Consider the following 15,850-nt stretch of genomic DNA (forward strand, 5'->3'; position numbering starts at 1 on the left):
AATTTCAGGAATGAATATTTTACACAAAGCTAAAGATTATGTGGAAACCTTGTTTAAAAACAGGTTATCTTCTATATATTTTTATCATAATTTCGTCCATACTACATATACGGTCAATAAGGCGGAAGAAATCATGAAACATACTCCGGTTTCCGAAGAAGACCAGGAAAAAGTACTGCTGGCCCTCTGGTTCCATGATACGGGATACGTGGAGAGCCCTGAGAATCATGAGGAGAAAGGAGTTGACATCATGAAAAATTTCCTGCAGCAGGAACAATATCCTCAACATAAGATTGATGATATCGCCCGGCTGATCTTAGCCACCCAAATCACCCATGAACCCGGAACCCTTCTGGAAAAGATTGTGAAAGATGCAGACTGCAGCCATTTCGCAAGCCATGATTACAATGATATTTCCGATGCTTTGCGAAAAGAATGGGAGCTGACCAATGTAAGATGTTTTTCCAATGAGCAATGGAATGAAGGTAATCTCAATATGCTCAGGAACAAACACAAATTCTATACCGATTATGCCAAAGAGAACTGGGAGCCGCTAAAAAAGAAAAATATAAAAAAGATTGAGAAAAAACTGATCAGGGAAGAGGATAAAAAAGAAGACCGGAAGGAGTCTGCGGACTCCAGAAAAGAAAAATCGGACCGCAGCGTGGATACCCTGTTCAGGATAACCCTGAGCAACCATACCAGGCTCAGTGATATCGCGGACAGTAAGGCCAACATCCTGCTATCCGTTAATGCGATCATCATTTCCGTGTGCCTTTCCGTCCTGGTCCCTAAACTGGATGCACCAAGGAATTCACACCTGATCATCCCAAGCTTTATATTGCTTCTTTCCAGTGTGCTGACCATCATTTTTGCCATCCTGTCTACCAAACCGAATGTGACAAAAGCCAGATTCACCCTTCAGGATGTTAAAGACCGTAAAGTGAATTTGTTATTCTTCGGGAATTTCAACAGAATGCTTTTTGAGGATTACCAGGAGGCCATGAATGTCCTGATCAAAGACCGGGACTATATTTATGACTCCATGGTGAAAGACCTGTATTTCCTGGGAAAAGTCCTGGACCGAAAGTATAAGCTTCTGTCTACCACCTACAAGATCTTTATGGCCGGGATCGTTATTTCCGTACTGTCTTTCGGGTATGCCTTCCTGACACTTTAACGCAAAATACACCGGGAAATGATCGTAAGACAGCGGGTTCACTGGCTCAAGATGCTCTTCATTTGGAAAGGTTCTGTCCTGAAGAAAATTATGGTGCAGCTTACTGTAATCACGCTTTTCTCGCTGGCCATTTATTATTTCAAAGGAAAAGTTTTCGATTATAAAGTCCATCTTAATCCTGCAATTTTTACCCTTATCGGCCTCGCACTGGCTATTTTTATGGGCTTTTGCAATTCAGCGAGCTATGACCGGTATTGGGAAGGGCGCAAACTTTGGGGCGTGTTGGTCAATGAGACCCGTTCACTCACCCGGCAGATCTTTTCCCTCGTTAATGATCCGGGTACTGATGCTCATCAGGAAAAACAGAAAATAGTCAGGGTCATTGCGGCTTTCTGCTGGTCCCTGAATGATTACCTGAGGGATAAACCCGGAGCCCACAACCTTGAGCATCTGCTTTCACCGGAACAGATCCGACAATTGCAGGGCAAAAAATTCATTCCTAACATGATTTTAGGTTTCATAGCCGACTGGCTGAATGATCAGTACAGCAAAGGAAATATAGACAGCATTATCATGGCTTCCATGGATGAACGCCTGAACCAGTTCTCCACGATCCTTGGGGGCTGTGAACGGATCCACAATACGCCGCTGCCTTTCGCTTACAGCATCCTGCTGCACAGGACCGTATACCTGTACTGTTTCTGGCTGCCGTTCGGGCTGGTGGATATCGTAGGCTGGATGATGCCTCTGGTTGTGCTTCTGATCAGCTACACCTTTATTGCACTGGATGCCATCATTCAGGAAATCGGGGAACCTTTCGGCGAAGAAGAAAACGATTTGGCCCTGAACAGCATCTGCAGGACCATCGAATTTTCGATTTTCGAGCAGGCCGGGATTCCGCAGGCACAGCATGCTGTTCCGGATTCTTATGTGCTGGACTGATTTAAGCTATGGAAACCCTTAACGCAAGCAGTCCCGTAATGCCCTGCAGGTCTTCCACCCTCAGGAATTCCACGTCATTCCGCAGCCTGCCTTTTTTCTGGAGCCTGCTGATGTACTGAAGGTATTCCTTCTGGTTTTCCATACCGAAGTAGACGACCGTGATTTTTCCGGGACAGGTAAGCCGTTCCGAAGAACCTTTGATATAGGCTTTGTCAAGCCTTTTCTTAATGATCTCATAATAGGAATTGTATGCTCCGTCCACATCAAACCGTTTTTCGTCCATCCGGAACCGGATATCCACTTTTTCATTGTAGACAAAGATCAGGGAGGCAATATCCAGAGGAACGGGAAGGCTGCCTTTAAATGTGCTGAATTCACGCTCCATCCGGCACATGGTTTTCAGCTGCCAGTATCTCAGCTCTTTCATCAGCTTGGCACTGTAGTGGAGATCGGGAGCTATATTGGCTCCGATGTACAGGTTATGTTCAACCCCGTCTGATTTGAACCGCTCATAATAATGCGGGAAAATCTCTTGTGCATCAACCTGGTTTTCGTCCAGCACGTCCGCCAGTTTCCTGTTCACAAGGGTGATTGATTCATCGAGGTCTTTCCGGTGGGTATAAAAAAGATCATTCTGAGCAAATACACGGGAGAAATAATCCTTGATATTTTTCCTGAGAATTTCCGGAGATTCCACTTCCAGCTTTGCCTGCAGGTAAGGGTGGATGTCTTCCCTGAGCAGCCTTTGGAAACGCTGTTCCGTATCTGCTTTAATGTCATGGTGCAGCTCATGGTAAAATACTTCCAGTGCCAAGACAAAAGGCTCGGTATCGGCTCCTATGCCTGAAAAAAGGTTCTGAAGGCAATCCATCTGTTCATTGAGGTCTTCCATCATCAGCTGGAAACGTTTCTCTGATGAAGAACGGATGTCTGAAAATCCGAAAAGAGGGGTCAGGTTCCTGAAGGAGATCTGTTTCAGCGTATAGATCTTCTTGGCCAGTGAAGCGTTGAAATACTTTTCTGCCTCATTCCTGAACTTCCAGACCACACTGTTGTGGATCGAGGTATACTCCCGCTGGATGATGGCTTCAATCTGGAAGTCCTTTTCAAAATTGAAACGGTTGATGGAAAACAGGATCATATCCGTGAAAAACTCCATTTTTTTAAGCTTTAGCCCATTAAAGCTGTTCCGTACCGGGGAGGTAAATTCAATAATCGCCAGGAGTTCATTATCTTTCATGACCGGAATGACCATAAAGCTGTTGATTTCATTTTCCTTCAGTACCGCAAAAGACGGCAGCGATTGGATCTCATTGTCCATATGGTCCGTATTGGAAACCACAATAGGCTTTGAATTATAGCTTAAATTATTGAATGTACTTTTCCTGGTCTGCTCATCAAAGGCATTGATCCAGAAATCAAGGATATGATGGGTAAACAGGTTTTCGTAAATGGGAAGTTTTTCCAGGCGCTGATCTTTTTTATTGAAGAGCATCAGTCCGAAATTCAGTTTCGGGACATCGAAATACGACTTAAAGATTTCAATGAGGTTCTCATCCGGCGCGAGGTCTTCAGGATCGATGCTGATCATGCTGGATTTAAGGTCAGATAAAGCCACTTCTGAAGTGCAGTCCACCAGCGAGATAATGGTAAATCCTTCCAGTACCCAGGATTCGGATGGGAAGTATTTTCTCCAGAGCTTATGGTCGTCCAGGTTTTCCAGAAGAAGGTCAATAACGTCATCGGACAGTATTTTGGCATCATCGGTAGGGTATACCTCTGTAAAGTCAGAGTTCACCGTAATCTTGTAATGCTTCATGATGCCCTGCTTATCCGGGATGTCATAATAAAAAGGGAGCGTAGTCTTAATGTCCCTTTTGAAATAGCTCTGCAGGATCAGGCAGCAGCAGAACACGTAAAATTCATCCTCCTCAATATTCCTGAGCTCTATTTCAAAATCTTTCCCTGCATCTTTAAGGATGTTTTTAAACCTTTCCGTATAATTGAAGGTGACCCCGGATAACGGAACGCTGGCCGCTTTTATTTCATTGTTTGTAAGTCCCGTAGGGAAAAGGTCTGAAAGCAGGATGCGGATGAGGTCTTCATGTTTCTCCAGCAGCGAAGTATCCTGAAAGCCATCCCTCAGTTCCTGGAAGTTTTTGATTTTGTCGATAAGCGATTCCGCATAATTCACCCGGTATTCCAGCCGGTCATTATACCGGATATGCTCCAGCACATCCAAATATTTTTTGAATGAAATGTAAACCTTGAAAGGAGCGTCTTTTTTATAAAGATGGGCCAAAACCTGAATTTAAAGTAAAGGTAAAAAAAAACCACAACATTAAAGTTGTGGCTGTATATGTTAAGCGGATTTCTACAATCCGAACTCTTTTCCGAATACATCCGGGAAGATTCCCAGAACCATGATGGAGATAATAATGACTACCGCTACAATATTGTAGGTCAGCGTTACCTTCTCTGATGATTTGAACGAAGACTCTTTAAAGAAGAACATCGCAATGATCAGTCTCAGATAGTAGGCAATGGATACCGCCGATCCCAGTACAGCTACCAGGACAAGGAATGCCGCCCCGTTGATCGCCTGGGAAAATAAAGCAAATTTACCCATAAATCCTGCTGTAAGCGGAACACCCGCCATAGAAAGCATGGAAATGGCCGCTACCGTTGCCAGCAAAGGCTCAGATTTCGCCAGTCCTTTGAATGCACCGAAAGAAGTTTCACGCTTCAGTTTCTCTACCCAGATCAGGCACATAAACACACCCACTGTGGATAATGAATACGCAAACAGGTAGAACGCCAGGTTATAGGCTGAAAGGCTGGTTACCCCGAAAAATACCAGACCGATATACCCTGCGTGCGAAACAGAGGAGTACGCCAGCATTCTTTTGGCATTGGTCTGGGCAAGTCCCATAACGTTAGCCAGCAGAAGGGTAATGATCAGGAATACGCCCAGTACATTGATCCATTCGTGTGTGACACCGGCAAAAGCAATAGTCATCAGCCTGAATAAAGCGAAAAATCCTGAGATTTTTACCACGCTTGCCATGAAGGCTGTAATCAAGGATGGGGCACCGTAGTATACATCCGGGCTCCACATATGGAAAGGTGCTAAAGCCACCTTGAATGCCAGGGCACAAAGGATCAGAAGCACGCCCAGGATAAACATAACGCTGGAAGGGTTGGCCACCCCGAAATCATGGATTTTATACAGATCGAAGCTTCCTGTGCTTCCGTAAATAAATGCGATACCGAATAATAAAAAGCCTGTGGCAAAGGCACCCATCAGGAAATATTTGATGGAGGCTTCATTGGACCTCAGATCAGTCTTGTTGGCTCCTGCCATCACATATAACGGAATAGACAGGATTTCGATTCCAAGGAAAAGCGTCACCATATTCTGGTACCCGAAAAGAATGATTCCCCCGCAAAGGGCAAACATCATCAGGGCATACAGCTCAGACTGGTGGCTCCTGTGGTTGCTGAATGCAAAACCTCCCAGGAAGAACAGCAGCAATGTGGTTACCAAGGCTATTTTAGTGAACAGTGCGGCATTGGCGCTGTAATCATACATGTTCCTGTACTGCTCGAAAAACGAATTTTCCGGCATGAAGCTGACGAACAATGCAATGATTAATCCTAAAATTCCGATGTACCTCGCAAACTTTCCCTGTTCAAGAACTCCGGAAAACAATGCAATAACTGCCGTAAGGAAAACAATAATTAAAACACTCATAATGTATATTTGAGAAGGGAGATTAAAGAGACAAGACAAAATTCTGATTGCTCATATCCTAACCTCTCAGTTTTTTAATTTTTTTAATTTTAAATCTTTAAGCGGCCATTGCCGTATAAATGAATTTCAGCGAGCTGTTCACCATATCGATCACCGGCTGTGGAAAAATCCCCAGCAGGATCACAAAAACCGATAAGCTGGCCAGTACGGAAAACTCTACTCCGGAAAGGTCTCTGGCGGTGCTCAGTACTGCAGCATCCCCTTTTCCGAACATGGCTTTCCCGTAAAACCTTAAAAGATACACGGCACAAAGGATCACTGTAAGACCTGCAATGACTGCTGCGGTAGCATTAAAGTCAAAAACAGATTTGATCAGGATAAACTCTCCGATGAAACCATTGGTCAATGGAACCCCCATGGAACCTAATATGATGATCAGGAACAGCACGGCAAATTTCGGGGCTACTTTAGCCAGCCCGCCCATCTGTCTGATGTCTCTTGATTTGAATCTTTTATACAGGATGTCACAGCAGTAAAACAATCCTGCTACGTTGATCCCGTGAGCGAATGTCTGTACCAGCGCACCTTCAGAACCTTCGATATTGAAATTTCCTCTCAGGGTTACTATAGCGGATGCAAAGATCCCGGCTACCATCAGTCCTACGTGGGAGAAAGAAGAATACGCAATGATTCTTTTCATATCGAACTGGATGATCGCGATCAAAGCACCATGAACGATACCTATGATTGCCAGGATAATAACGATCTGTCCTGAAATTCCGGCAATCGGAATCGGAGTGATCGGCAGCAGGTATCTCATGACACCGTAAACTGCCATTTTCAGCATGATCCCGGATAGCAGCATTGATCCCTGTGTAGGGGAATAGGTATAGGTGTCCGGCTGCCAAGTATGGAACGGGAATACCGGTAACTTTACCGCAAAGGCAAAGAAGATAAACCAGAACACTACGGTCTGCTGGGTTTCATTCAGTTGTGCGTTATACAGGTCCGTAAGCGCAAATGAGGCAGAATGGCTGTACACATAGATGAGCCCTGCCAGCATAAATAAAGATCCTACGAAAGTATAAACGAAGAATTTTGTTGTGAATTCGAACCTTTTATTTTCCTGTCCCCAAAGCCCGGCAATAAACCAGATCGGGATCAGGGTTACTTCCCAGAAAATGTAGAATAACAAGCCGTCCAATGACGTAAACACGCCTACAAGACCGAACTGCATCAGCAGGATCAGGCCGTAGAACGTATTCCTGTAATTGACATTTTCGTTGAACGAAGATAAAATAATAATCGGCGTCAGAATGTTGGTCAGCAGCAGCAGCAGCATGCTCATTCCGTCAATACCGAAATGGAGGGTACTTTTGATGTACTGAGACCAAGGATACGTAATTTCATACTGAAGCTTACTGTCTACCGTAAAAGCAGAATCGAAATCTGAAAGCGCATAAAAGGTAAGCATCATTTGAATCAATGCAATCGCCAGCGCCACATATTTGCTGGAAGCATTCTTCCAGGCAAAAACCAATCCCGAACCTGCAAGAGGTAAAAGTAATAATGTTAATAGTAAATAAGACATTATTATTGTAATAAAAAGTTAACAATTAAAATGATTCCCACTGCCAGTGACATGATGAGGATGTAGTTTTCCACGTTTCCGTTCTGGATACGCTTCATCGCCTTTCCGCTGTCTTCCGCACCTTCACCTACGAAGTCTACGATACGGTCCAGCACGCCCTTATCAAACATTTTTCCGCCACGTCCAAGTCCTTCCACTGTTTTTACAAAGAGTGCATTATACAGCTCATCCACATACAGTTTTCTGGCAGAAAGCTTTTCCCATCCGGTATAGTCCTTTTCAGCCAGCGGCAGTTTTTTCTTATTCACATAGGTATTTCTTACCATGAACCAAACAGAGAAGAACATCACCACAGTAGCTCCCAGAAGCATCATTTCAGTATTGAAATCCACTCCGGAAAGCGTAGCTTCCATCTGGTTGTAGCTTTCCTGGGTCAGTACCGGCTTCAGCCATTCCATCAGTTTGGCATAATGGCCATGGCCGATGAAGTGAGGAAGGTTGATGAATCCACCAATGACAGAAAGAATAGCCAGGACCACCAATGGTAAAGTCATATTAGTCGGGCTTTCATGCAGATGGTGTTTCTGTTCTTCAGTTCCCCTGAAGTTCCCGTGGAACGTCAGGTAATAGAGTCTGAACATATAGGTTGCCGTAATCGCCGCCAGTGTAAACAGCATCACCCAGTAAAACGGGCTTTTTGCATAGGCTGCGACTAAGATCTCATCTTTGGAAATCATCCCTGAAAGTAAAGGGAATCCTGAAATAGCCAGTGTTCCGATCAGGAATGTGGCATGGGTAATTGGAATTACCTTTTTAAGGCCACCCATAAAGCGCATATCCTGCTCCCCGCTCATGGCATGGATCACAGAACCTGCTCCTAAGAACAATAATGCCTTAAAGAATGCATGCGTCATTACGTGGAACATTGCCGTAGTATAAGCACCCAGTCCCAAAGCAATGAACATGAATCCAAGCTGTGAAACCGTAGAGTAGGCCAGTACTTTTTTAATGTCATTCTGACGGAGTGCATAGAAGCCTGCCAGAGCAGCAGTCAAGAATCCGATCATCAGGATTCCTCCCTGAACGGTAGGAGCCAGAGTGAATAAGAAATTGGATCTTATCACCAGGTAAATACCTGCCGTTACCATCGTTGCCGCGTGGATTAACGCAGAAACAGGAGTTGGTCCCGCCATGGCGTCCGGAAGCCAGGTATATAAAGGAACCTGGGCAGATTTACCGGTAGCCCCGATGAATAAACTCGCCGTAATGAAAATAATGATATTTCCGTCCAGCTCAAATTTTGAAGCATTCTGAGCTACGGAAAGGTAATCCACTGCATTGGTCTGTGAGGCGATCATAAAGATGCCGATCAGCAAAGCAAGGTCACCGATCCTGTTCATGATGAATGCCTTTCTCGCTGCTTTGCCATATTCTTCATTCGTATACCAGAATCCGATCAGCAGGTAAGAGCAAAGTCCTACACCTTCCCATCCGATGAACAGGATCAGGTAGTTGCTTCCCATGACCAGAAGCAGCATGGAGAATATAAATAAATTCAGATAAGTAAAAAATTTATAGAATCCTTCGTCATGGCTCATGTAGCCGATGGAGTAAAGGTGGATCAGCGACCCGATCCCCGTGATGATCATAATCATCATCAGAGAAAGCTGGTCAATCTGGAATCCGAAATTGATCTGTACCCCATTTACCCTGAACCATTCGAAAGCTTTTACGATTACCGGCTGGCTTTCAGAATCAAAATTCATAAAAAGGCTTACTGCGATGCAGAAGGATCCGAACACCACCGCCGTGGCCAGTCCGCCCACCAGCATTTTGGGAAGTTTTTTTCCGAATAAGCCGTTTATAAGAAACCCTAAAAGTGGTAAAAGTATGATTGCATACACTAGATTTTCCATTCCTTATCCTCTTAATTTATTAAATATACTTACGTCTACAGAACGGGTGTTTCTATACAGCATCGCAATAATTGCAAGGCCTACCGCTACTTCCGCAGCAGCCACCACCATGATAAAGAATACCAGAAGCTGTCCGTCTCCGTTTCCTTTGTATGCTGAAAAAGCAGCCAGTAAAAGGTTTACAGAATTAAGCATAAGCTCCACACAGCCCAGAATCACAATCGCGTTCTTTCTCAGCAATACTCCCAATACTCCCAGACAGAATAATACTGACGAAAGAATGATGAAGTATTCCAGAGGGACGCTTTGTATAAATGTATTTACTTCTCCCATAATTTATAAATCTTTTTTACCGATTAATACCGCGCCTACAATACCGGCCAGAATAAGGATGGAGGCAAGCTCAAACGGCAAAACGTATTCATTGAACAAAAGTCTTCCCAGGTTTTTGGTAAGGCCCACACCGCGGTCTACATTCTCAACAACGATATGGTTTTCTTGCACTCCTCTGAAAACTCCCAGTACACCTACCAGAAGAAGCCCTGCCGTAAAAACTCCGACGAATTTTAAAGTATTGTTCTTCTTACTTTCGTCTTCCTTATTAAGGTTAAGCATCATCAGGATGTACAGGAACAATACCATGATGGCTCCCGCATACACGATGATCTGGATAATCGCCAGGAACTGGGCATTCAACAGAATGTACATCCCGGCAATGGAGAACATGGTTACAATTAAGGAAAGGATAGCATAGAGGGGATTTCTAGCAAATACAAAGTAAACAGCACTTGCCACCGCCAAAAATGCCACCAGGAAAAATAGAATCTGATCCATTATTTTACCGCATTTTTTTGTTTCTCGGATTGTCTGGCTGTAATGTCAATCCTTTCGTTTATTTTCTCAACCAGTTTATCTTTGCCGTAGATGAAAGAACCTCTGTTGGTTTCCACATCTACGAGTCTGTCTGTTAAATAGATGGCAGATTTAGGACAGGCTTCCTCGCACATTCCGCAGAAAATACATCTGAGCATGTTGATCTCATAGATCTCAGCGTATTTTTCCTCTCTGTACAGGCTTTTTTCCTCTTTCGTTCTTTCACCGGCAGTCATGGTAATGGCTTCTGCCGGGCATGCTACGGCACACAGTCCGCAGGCCGTGCATCTTTCGCGGCCTTCTTCATCTCTTTTCAGGACGTGCAGTCCTCTCCATACTTTGGCTCTCGGTTTCTGAACTTCCGGATAGGAGTAGGTTGGCGGTCCTTTCACGATATTTCTTACAGCGTGCTTAAAGGTGATCCCCATTCCCTTGAATATCGCAGGAAGGTAGATTTTTTCAGCAAGGGTCATTTCTTTGTTGGAAACGACTTTTGATCTGTTGGTTAGTTTCATTGTATAAGATATTAGATGTTAGACATCAGATGGGTAAACCCGTTCTGTCTGTTATCTTAATTTTAATATTTAGGTTTGAATCTGAGCAGTTGTGAATATTTTATTCTCCGTGGATCAGATCTGTTAATATCCATATTTACCGGCTTAACTTCCGAATGCTAATATAACCGCTCCCGTAACCAGCAGGTTCACCAATGCCATCGGAATCAACGTTTTCCATCCCAGGTGCATCAGCTGGTCATACCTGAATCTTGGTAGCGTCCATCTGATCCACATAAAGATCAGGATACCGATAATAGTTTTGGTCAGGAATGCTACGATACTTAAAATCCCAGCCGTATTTTCACCCCAGTGCTGTGTTACCCACTCAATACCCGGATAGTTATAGCCTCCGAAGAATAATACCACCATAAAGGCATTAGAGATAAACATATTCACGTATTCCCCAAACATGTACAACCCGAGTTTCATGGAAGAATATTCCGTTGAGTATCCGGTTACCAGCTCAGATTCGCATTCAGGCAAATCGAAAGGGTGCCTGTTGGTTTCTGCCAGAGCTGCTACGATGAAAACCAGGAAAGCAATCGGCTGGTAGAAAATATTCCAGTTCATCCCGTCAATCGCAAACAGTCCCCAGAGTTTTCCGGTGGCCTGAGTTTCAGAAATTACTTTCAGGTCCAGGCTGCCTGTCATCATGATGATGGAAAGCAGGGCAAGTCCCATCGCCAGTTCATAGGAAATCATCTGGGAAGAAGCCCTGATGGCACCGATTAATGAATATTTATTATTGGAAGCCCAGCCTCCGATCATAATTCCGTATACTCCGATGGATGCCATTCCGATGATGTATAAAACACCTACGTCAATGTTGGCTACCTGAAGATCGAAAGAAGTCCCTCCGATATTTAAACTTTTCCCCCATGGGATCACCGCTCCTGTAATCAGTGAGATGAACATGACCAGCGATGGTCCGAGCACGAAGAGGAAACGTTCTGCATTGGCCGGCGTAAAGTCTTCCTTAAAGAAAAACTTCCCTCCGTCTGCAAGAGGCTGAAGCAAGGCAAACGGGCCTGCTCTGTTCGGTCCGATCCTGTCCTGCATTACAGCAGCCACTTTTCGCTCTGCCCAAGTAGAGTAGGCTGCGATAGTCAGTGACAGCAGGAAAAGGGCTAAAACAAGTATCAGTTTAAATGTTATTAAATCCATTTTTTTTGTTGTAAAGATTTTTAGATGTGAGATGTCAGAGACTAGATATGAGATTAAGTCTGATGTCTTGTGTCTGAAATCTAATTGTCTTTATTAAAATTATTTTTCGTCTTTTTCACTGATTTCCTTCGCCATCGGGTTGTCTAATACCCTCAGCTCGTCTTTCGGCTTCTCGTAATGGTTGAGTGAAATAACGGAATGCCTGTCGATATGTCTTGGACCTTCAATATTCCAGAACTTCAGTTCTTTTCTGTGGAAACGGCAGGTATCGCAGATGAATTCCTCAACTTCTCCCCATTGGTCTTTTCTGGCGGTTACCCGCACAATTTCATCACCTTTCATCCACAGGGTTGCTTTTCCTGAGCATTTATCACAGCTGCAGGCAGCGTTCATCGGTTTGGTAAACCAAACCCTGCTGGCGAAACGGGCTGTTCTGTCGGTGAGTGCACCTACCGGGCATACATCAATAACGTTTCCGATGAAATCATTGTCAAGAGCCTTGTTCAGGTAAGTGGAGATCTCAGCATGGTCTCCTCTGAACAGAATACCGTGTTCACGGGTATCCGTAAGCTGGTTGGCTGTGAGGACGCATCTTGCACACAGGATGCAACGGTCCATATTCAGTTTGATGTTCGGACCTAAATCGTCTGCATCATACGTATTTCTTTCAAATTCAGTTCTGGTTTCAGGGTTTCCGTATTCATACCCTAAGTCCTGAAGGTGGCATTCCCCGGCCTGGTCACATACCGGGCAGTCCAGCGGGTGGTTCAGCAACAGGAATTCCGTTACGGCTTTTCTCCCTTCCTGGGCCTTTTCGGAAGTCAGGTTTTTCACCTCCATTCCGTCCATCACATTGGTTCTGCAGCTGGCTACCAGTTTCGGCATAGGTCGCGGATCCGCTTCAGATCCTTTTGAAACCTCTACAAGGCAGGTTCTGCATCGTCCTCCGCTGGCTTCCAGTTTGCTGTAATAGCACATTGCCGGAGGTACGGATTTGCCGCCGATCTGTCTTGCCGCTTCCAGGATGGAAGTGCCGGGAAGAACTTCGGTGGTCTGTCCGTCTATAGTGATTTTAAATTTTTTAACCTCTTCGCTCATATTCTATGCTTTTTGCTTATGCTGTTCAAAGCAGATAAGCCGTATTTATTTTTGCTTTTTCGTATTAAATGTATATCCAACCCCAAAAACAAGTTCCCCAAAGGTAAAGTCCTGTACGGCTTTATCGATGTTCACATTTTCTTCTGTGGTTCTTACGCTTGGCAGATTGATATATCCGTATTTAAATTCGGCTTTGGCTACAATATGATTCCAGATCACCATGTTTACACTGGTCCTGGCGTCCAATCCGAATCCTGCCAGGTGAAAGTGGTCGCTTTCTGCTTTGCCCATTAAGGTAGCATCTGTTTTCGGGACCAAAACCCCTGTACCCAAACCGTATCCTAAGAATATATCAAAATTCTTTTTGTTAAGGATTTGTTTGTACTGCTGAATCCCGAGGTTAAGATAATTCAGTCCGTTGGTATGCTCATACTTCAGGAATTTTCCGTCAGAAAGGTCAATTTTTCCGTTATTGACCATAGCAGCATAGTTAGGATTATTAATATAACCGTTGAATTCAACCGTCTGATTCTGATCCATCACATATTTCATGTGATCTACTCCAAAGGTAATTCCCAGATTATCCTTAATGAAATACGTGATATTGTAGTTCACCTGAGGAATGGAAATCTTTGTCGGATCAATGTAATGGCTGAAATTACTCAGTGGGGTAGGCCTGTCATGTGCAGACACATTATTCAGGGTAAAGTTATAATCCTGACCATAAAAATGGATGTCAGAATCTGAAAACCAGCCTCTGTTCCATCCCCAAAATACCATTACCGAACCTTTTTTGAACGCTTCTCTCTGAGCCTTAACACTCATAGTCACTGTTACAAATAACAGCAATAAGAATTTAATTTTCAATTTGTTTTTTTGTTTTTTAAATGTGGGATTATACTGAAGGCGCCGGAATAGGATCGGCATAATTAGCCAGTCCGTAGTTTTGTGTTAAACACAATTCCGGATTTTTCACATGCCATTCAAATTCATCCCTGAAATGACGTATCGCCGCAGCAACAGGCCAGGCTGCAGCATCCCCTAATGGACAAATGGTATTTCCTTCAATCTTTCTCTGGATGTCCCAAAGAAGGTCGATGTCTTCCATTTTCCCCTGCCCGTTTTCAATTTTCTTTAAAATTTTGTACATCCATCCTGTACCTTCACGGCATGGCGTACATTGTCCGCAACTTTCGTGATTGTAAAATCTCGCTAAAGTCATGGTATGTTCCACAACGCACTGGTCTTCATCCAGCACGATGAATCCTCCTGAGCCCATCATGGTTCCGGTAGCAAAGCCTCCGTCTGCCAATGACTCATAGTTCATATATCTCGGTTCTCCGTTTACGGTTTTCAGCAAGAGGTTTGCCGGCACGATCGGTACGGAGCTTCCTCCCGGAATACAGGCTTTCAGCCTTTTCCCGTTCGGGATCCCGCCGCAGTATTCATCAGAATAAATGAATTCTTCTACGGTGATCGTCATATCGATCTCATACACTCCAGGCTTGTTGATATTCCCGCATGCGGAAATAAGCTTGGTTCCGGTGGATCTTCCTACCCCAATTTTGGCATATTCCGCACCTCCCATATCAATGATCGGAACGATAGCGGCGATAGATTCTACGTTATTCACAACCGTAGGCCTTTCCCAAAGTCCTTTTACAGCCGGGAATGGCGGTTTCAGTCTCGGGTTTCCTCTTTTTCCTTCCAGGGATTCCAGCAATGCCGTTTCTTCCCCGCAGATATAGGCTCCGCCTCCTCTCTGAACATAAATTTCACAGTCGAAGCCGGTCCCTAAGATATTTTTACCTAAAAACCCTGCTGCCTTAGCTTCTTCAATAGCTTCTTCAAGGATATCCGGGATCCATGAATATTCCCCGCGTATGTAAATGTAAGAAACGTTGGAACCCAGGCAGAATGAGGAGATCAGCATCCCTTCAATCAGTACATGAGGAAGGAATTCCATCAGGTAACGGTCTTTGAATGTTCCCGGTTCAGATTCGTCGGCATTCACCACCAGGTGTCTTGGAACACCTTCCGGTTTGGCCAGGAAGCTCCATTTCATCCCGGTCGGGAATCCGGCTCCTCCACGTCCTCTGAGTCCTGAAGCTTTCACTTCTTTCAGGATTTCATCAGGTGTCATTTTCAGGGCTTTTTCTGCGGCTGTGTAACCTCCCTGCTTACGGTAGGTTTCCAGGTAGCGGATGCCCTCTATATGTGCGTCTTTAAGTAAAAGTTTTTTACTCATTCTTATTGTAATTAGTCTAAAGCAACCTGTCCTTCTCTGCAAAGATCAAGGATTTCGTCTACTTTTTCTATCGTTAGGTTTTCGTGATAAAATTTTCCCAGCTGCATCATCGGTGCATAACCGCACGCGCCCAGGCACTCCGCCGGTTTCAGGGTGAACATTCCGTCTGCGGTAGTCTCTCCGTCCTTGATGTTCAGCTTTGTCCTGATATGGTTTAAGATCTTTTCGCTTCCGCATACCATGCATGGCCCCGTTCTGCAAACTTCCAGGACATATTTTCCTACCGGTTTCATGTTGAACATGGTATAGAAAGTAGCTACCTCATATACTTCAATCGGCTGGATATCCAGCAATCCTGCAACATAATCCATTACCGGAACATCTAACCATCCTCCGAATTCTTTCTGGGCCAGATGAAGAACAGGAAGAAGGGCAGACTTCTGTCTTCCTTCCGGGTATCGTGCGATAATTTTGTGTACCTGTGCTAAACTTTCCGGTTTAAAAGCTATTGTTTCGCTCACTTTTTT

At 44.4% G+C, this 15,850-nt stretch carries 14 protein-coding genes; 2 read left to right on the forward strand and 12 right to left on the reverse strand.

All coding sequences use genetic code 11. The annotated features are described in order from the left end of the window. Positions 1–10 precede the first annotated feature (10 nt). Both CGB83_RS15885 and CGB83_RS15890 read left to right on the forward strand, forming a co-directional pair. Complete coding sequence (locus tag CGB83_RS15885) at positions 11–1,180, forward strand: Pycsar system effector family protein (RefSeq protein ID WP_100076686.1); 1,170 nt, start codon at positions 11–13, stop codon at positions 1,178–1,180. Between the two features lie 18 nt (positions 1,181–1,198). After that, a complete protein-coding gene (locus CGB83_RS15890) occupies positions 1,199–2,122 on the forward strand; it encodes a bestrophin family protein (RefSeq protein WP_100076687.1) in 924 nt (307 codons plus the stop codon). A 1-nt stretch (position 2,123) separates the two neighbouring features. Here the strand turns inward: CGB83_RS15890 and CGB83_RS15895 are convergent, their stop codons facing one another. The 12 genes from CGB83_RS15895 to CGB83_RS15950 form a co-directional block, all read right to left on the reverse strand. Then, the gene (locus CGB83_RS15895) at positions 2,124–4,424 is read right to left on the reverse strand and encodes a GAF domain-containing protein (RefSeq protein WP_100076688.1); all 2,301 of its coding nucleotides are present in this window, start codon (positions 4,422–4,424) and stop codon (positions 2,124–2,126) included. Positions 4,425–4,496: 72 nt separating this feature from the next. Further along, positions 4,497–5,876, reverse strand: coding sequence for an NADH-quinone oxidoreductase subunit N (locus CGB83_RS15900; RefSeq protein WP_100076689.1), 1,380 nt, complete (start codon positions 5,874–5,876; stop codon positions 4,497–4,499). Positions 5,877–5,973: 97 nt separating this feature from the next. Further along, positions 5,974–7,467, reverse strand: coding sequence for a complex I subunit 4 family protein (locus tag CGB83_RS15905; protein ID WP_100076690.1), 1,494 nt, complete (start codon positions 7,465–7,467; stop codon positions 5,974–5,976). A gap of 2 nt (positions 7,468–7,469) precedes the next feature. Further along, on the reverse strand, positions 7,470–9,383 hold the full coding sequence (nuoL, locus tag CGB83_RS15910) for an NADH-quinone oxidoreductase subunit L (RefSeq protein ID WP_100076691.1): 1,914 nt from the start codon (positions 9,381–9,383) through the stop codon (positions 7,470–7,472). Positions 9,384–9,386: 3 nt separating this feature from the next. Beyond that, a complete protein-coding gene (gene nuoK / locus CGB83_RS15915) occupies positions 9,387–9,716 on the reverse strand; it encodes an NADH-quinone oxidoreductase subunit NuoK (protein ID WP_100076692.1) in 330 nt (109 codons plus the stop codon). Between the two features lie 3 nt (positions 9,717–9,719). After that, entirely contained in the window at positions 9,720–10,217 is a 498-nt protein-coding gene (locus CGB83_RS15920) for an NADH-quinone oxidoreductase subunit J family protein (protein WP_100076693.1), read from the reverse strand. Next, positions 10,217–10,771 (reverse strand): NuoI/complex I 23 kDa subunit family protein, encoded by a 555-nt coding sequence (locus CGB83_RS15925; RefSeq protein WP_100076694.1) that lies wholly within the window; start codon positions 10,769–10,771, stop codon positions 10,217–10,219. The genes CGB83_RS15920 and CGB83_RS15925 overlap by 1 nt, the downstream gene beginning before the upstream one ends. Positions 10,772–10,915: 144 nt before the next feature. Beyond that, on the reverse strand, positions 10,916–11,977 hold the full coding sequence (gene nuoH / locus CGB83_RS15930; protein WP_100076695.1) for an NADH-quinone oxidoreductase subunit NuoH: 1,062 nt from the start codon (positions 11,975–11,977) through the stop codon (positions 10,916–10,918). A 99-nt stretch (positions 11,978–12,076) separates the two neighbouring features. Next, positions 12,077–13,075 carry an NADH-quinone oxidoreductase subunit G gene (locus CGB83_RS15935; RefSeq protein WP_100076696.1) on the reverse strand — a complete coding sequence of 333 codons (999 nt, stop codon included), beginning with the start codon at positions 13,073–13,075 and terminating at the stop codon, positions 12,077–12,079. 45 nt (positions 13,076–13,120) lie between these two features. Next, positions 13,121–13,900, reverse strand: coding sequence for a hypothetical protein (locus CGB83_RS15940; RefSeq protein ID WP_228419967.1), 780 nt, complete (start codon positions 13,898–13,900; stop codon positions 13,121–13,123). Between the two features lie 70 nt (positions 13,901–13,970). Continuing rightward, entirely contained in the window at positions 13,971–15,323 is a 1,353-nt protein-coding gene (gene nuoF / locus CGB83_RS15945; protein WP_100076698.1) for an NADH-quinone oxidoreductase subunit NuoF, read from the reverse strand. An 11-nt stretch (positions 15,324–15,334) separates the two neighbouring features. Further along, complete coding sequence (locus CGB83_RS15950; protein WP_100076699.1) at positions 15,335–15,844, reverse strand: NADH-quinone oxidoreductase subunit NuoE family protein; 510 nt, start codon at positions 15,842–15,844, stop codon at positions 15,335–15,337. Between the last annotated feature and the right edge of the window lie 6 nt (positions 15,845–15,850).

It is taken from the genome of Chryseobacterium camelliae (assembly GCF_002770595.1).
Lineage (GTDB): Bacteria > Bacteroidota > Bacteroidia > Flavobacteriales > Weeksellaceae > Chryseobacterium > Chryseobacterium camelliae.

Bases quoted from the DNA above. Each gene is read 5' to 3' on its own strand.
- CGB83_RS15885 (WP_100076686.1), top strand. From the start codon at position 11: ATGAATATTTTACACAAAGCTAAAGATTATGTGGAAACCTTGTTTAAA.
- CGB83_RS15890 (WP_100076687.1), top strand. From the start codon at position 1,199: ATGATCGTAAGACAGCGGGTTCACTGGCTCAAGATGCTCTTCATTTGG.
- CGB83_RS15900 (WP_100076689.1), bottom strand. From the start codon at position 5,876: ATGAGTGTTTTAATTATTGTTTTCCTTACGGCAGTTATTGCATTGTTT.
- CGB83_RS15905 (WP_100076690.1), bottom strand. From the start codon at position 7,467: ATGTCTTATTTACTATTAACATTATTACTTTTACCTCTTGCAGGTTCG.
- nuoL (WP_100076691.1), bottom strand. From the start codon at position 9,383: ATGGAAAATCTAGTGTATGCAATCATACTTTTACCACTTTTAGGGTTT.
- nuoK (WP_100076692.1), bottom strand. From the start codon at position 9,716: ATGGGAGAAGTAAATACATTTATACAAAGCGTCCCTCTGGAATACTTC.
- CGB83_RS15920 (WP_100076693.1), bottom strand. From the start codon at position 10,217: ATGGATCAGATTCTATTTTTCCTGGTGGCATTTTTGGCGGTGGCAAGT.
- CGB83_RS15925 (WP_100076694.1), bottom strand. From the start codon at position 10,771: ATGAAACTAACCAACAGATCAAAAGTCGTTTCCAACAAAGAAATGACC.
- nuoH (WP_100076695.1), bottom strand. From the start codon at position 11,977: ATGGATTTAATAACATTTAAACTGATACTTGTTTTAGCCCTTTTCCTG.
- CGB83_RS15935 (WP_100076696.1), bottom strand. From the start codon at position 13,075: ATGAGCGAAGAGGTTAAAAAATTTAAAATCACTATAGACGGACAGACC.
- CGB83_RS15940 (WP_228419967.1), bottom strand. From the start codon at position 13,900: ATGAGTGTTAAGGCTCAGAGAGAAGCGTTCAAAAAAGGTTCGGTAATG.
- nuoF (WP_100076698.1), bottom strand. From the start codon at position 15,323: ATGAGTAAAAAACTTTTACTTAAAGACGCACATATAGAGGGCATCCGC.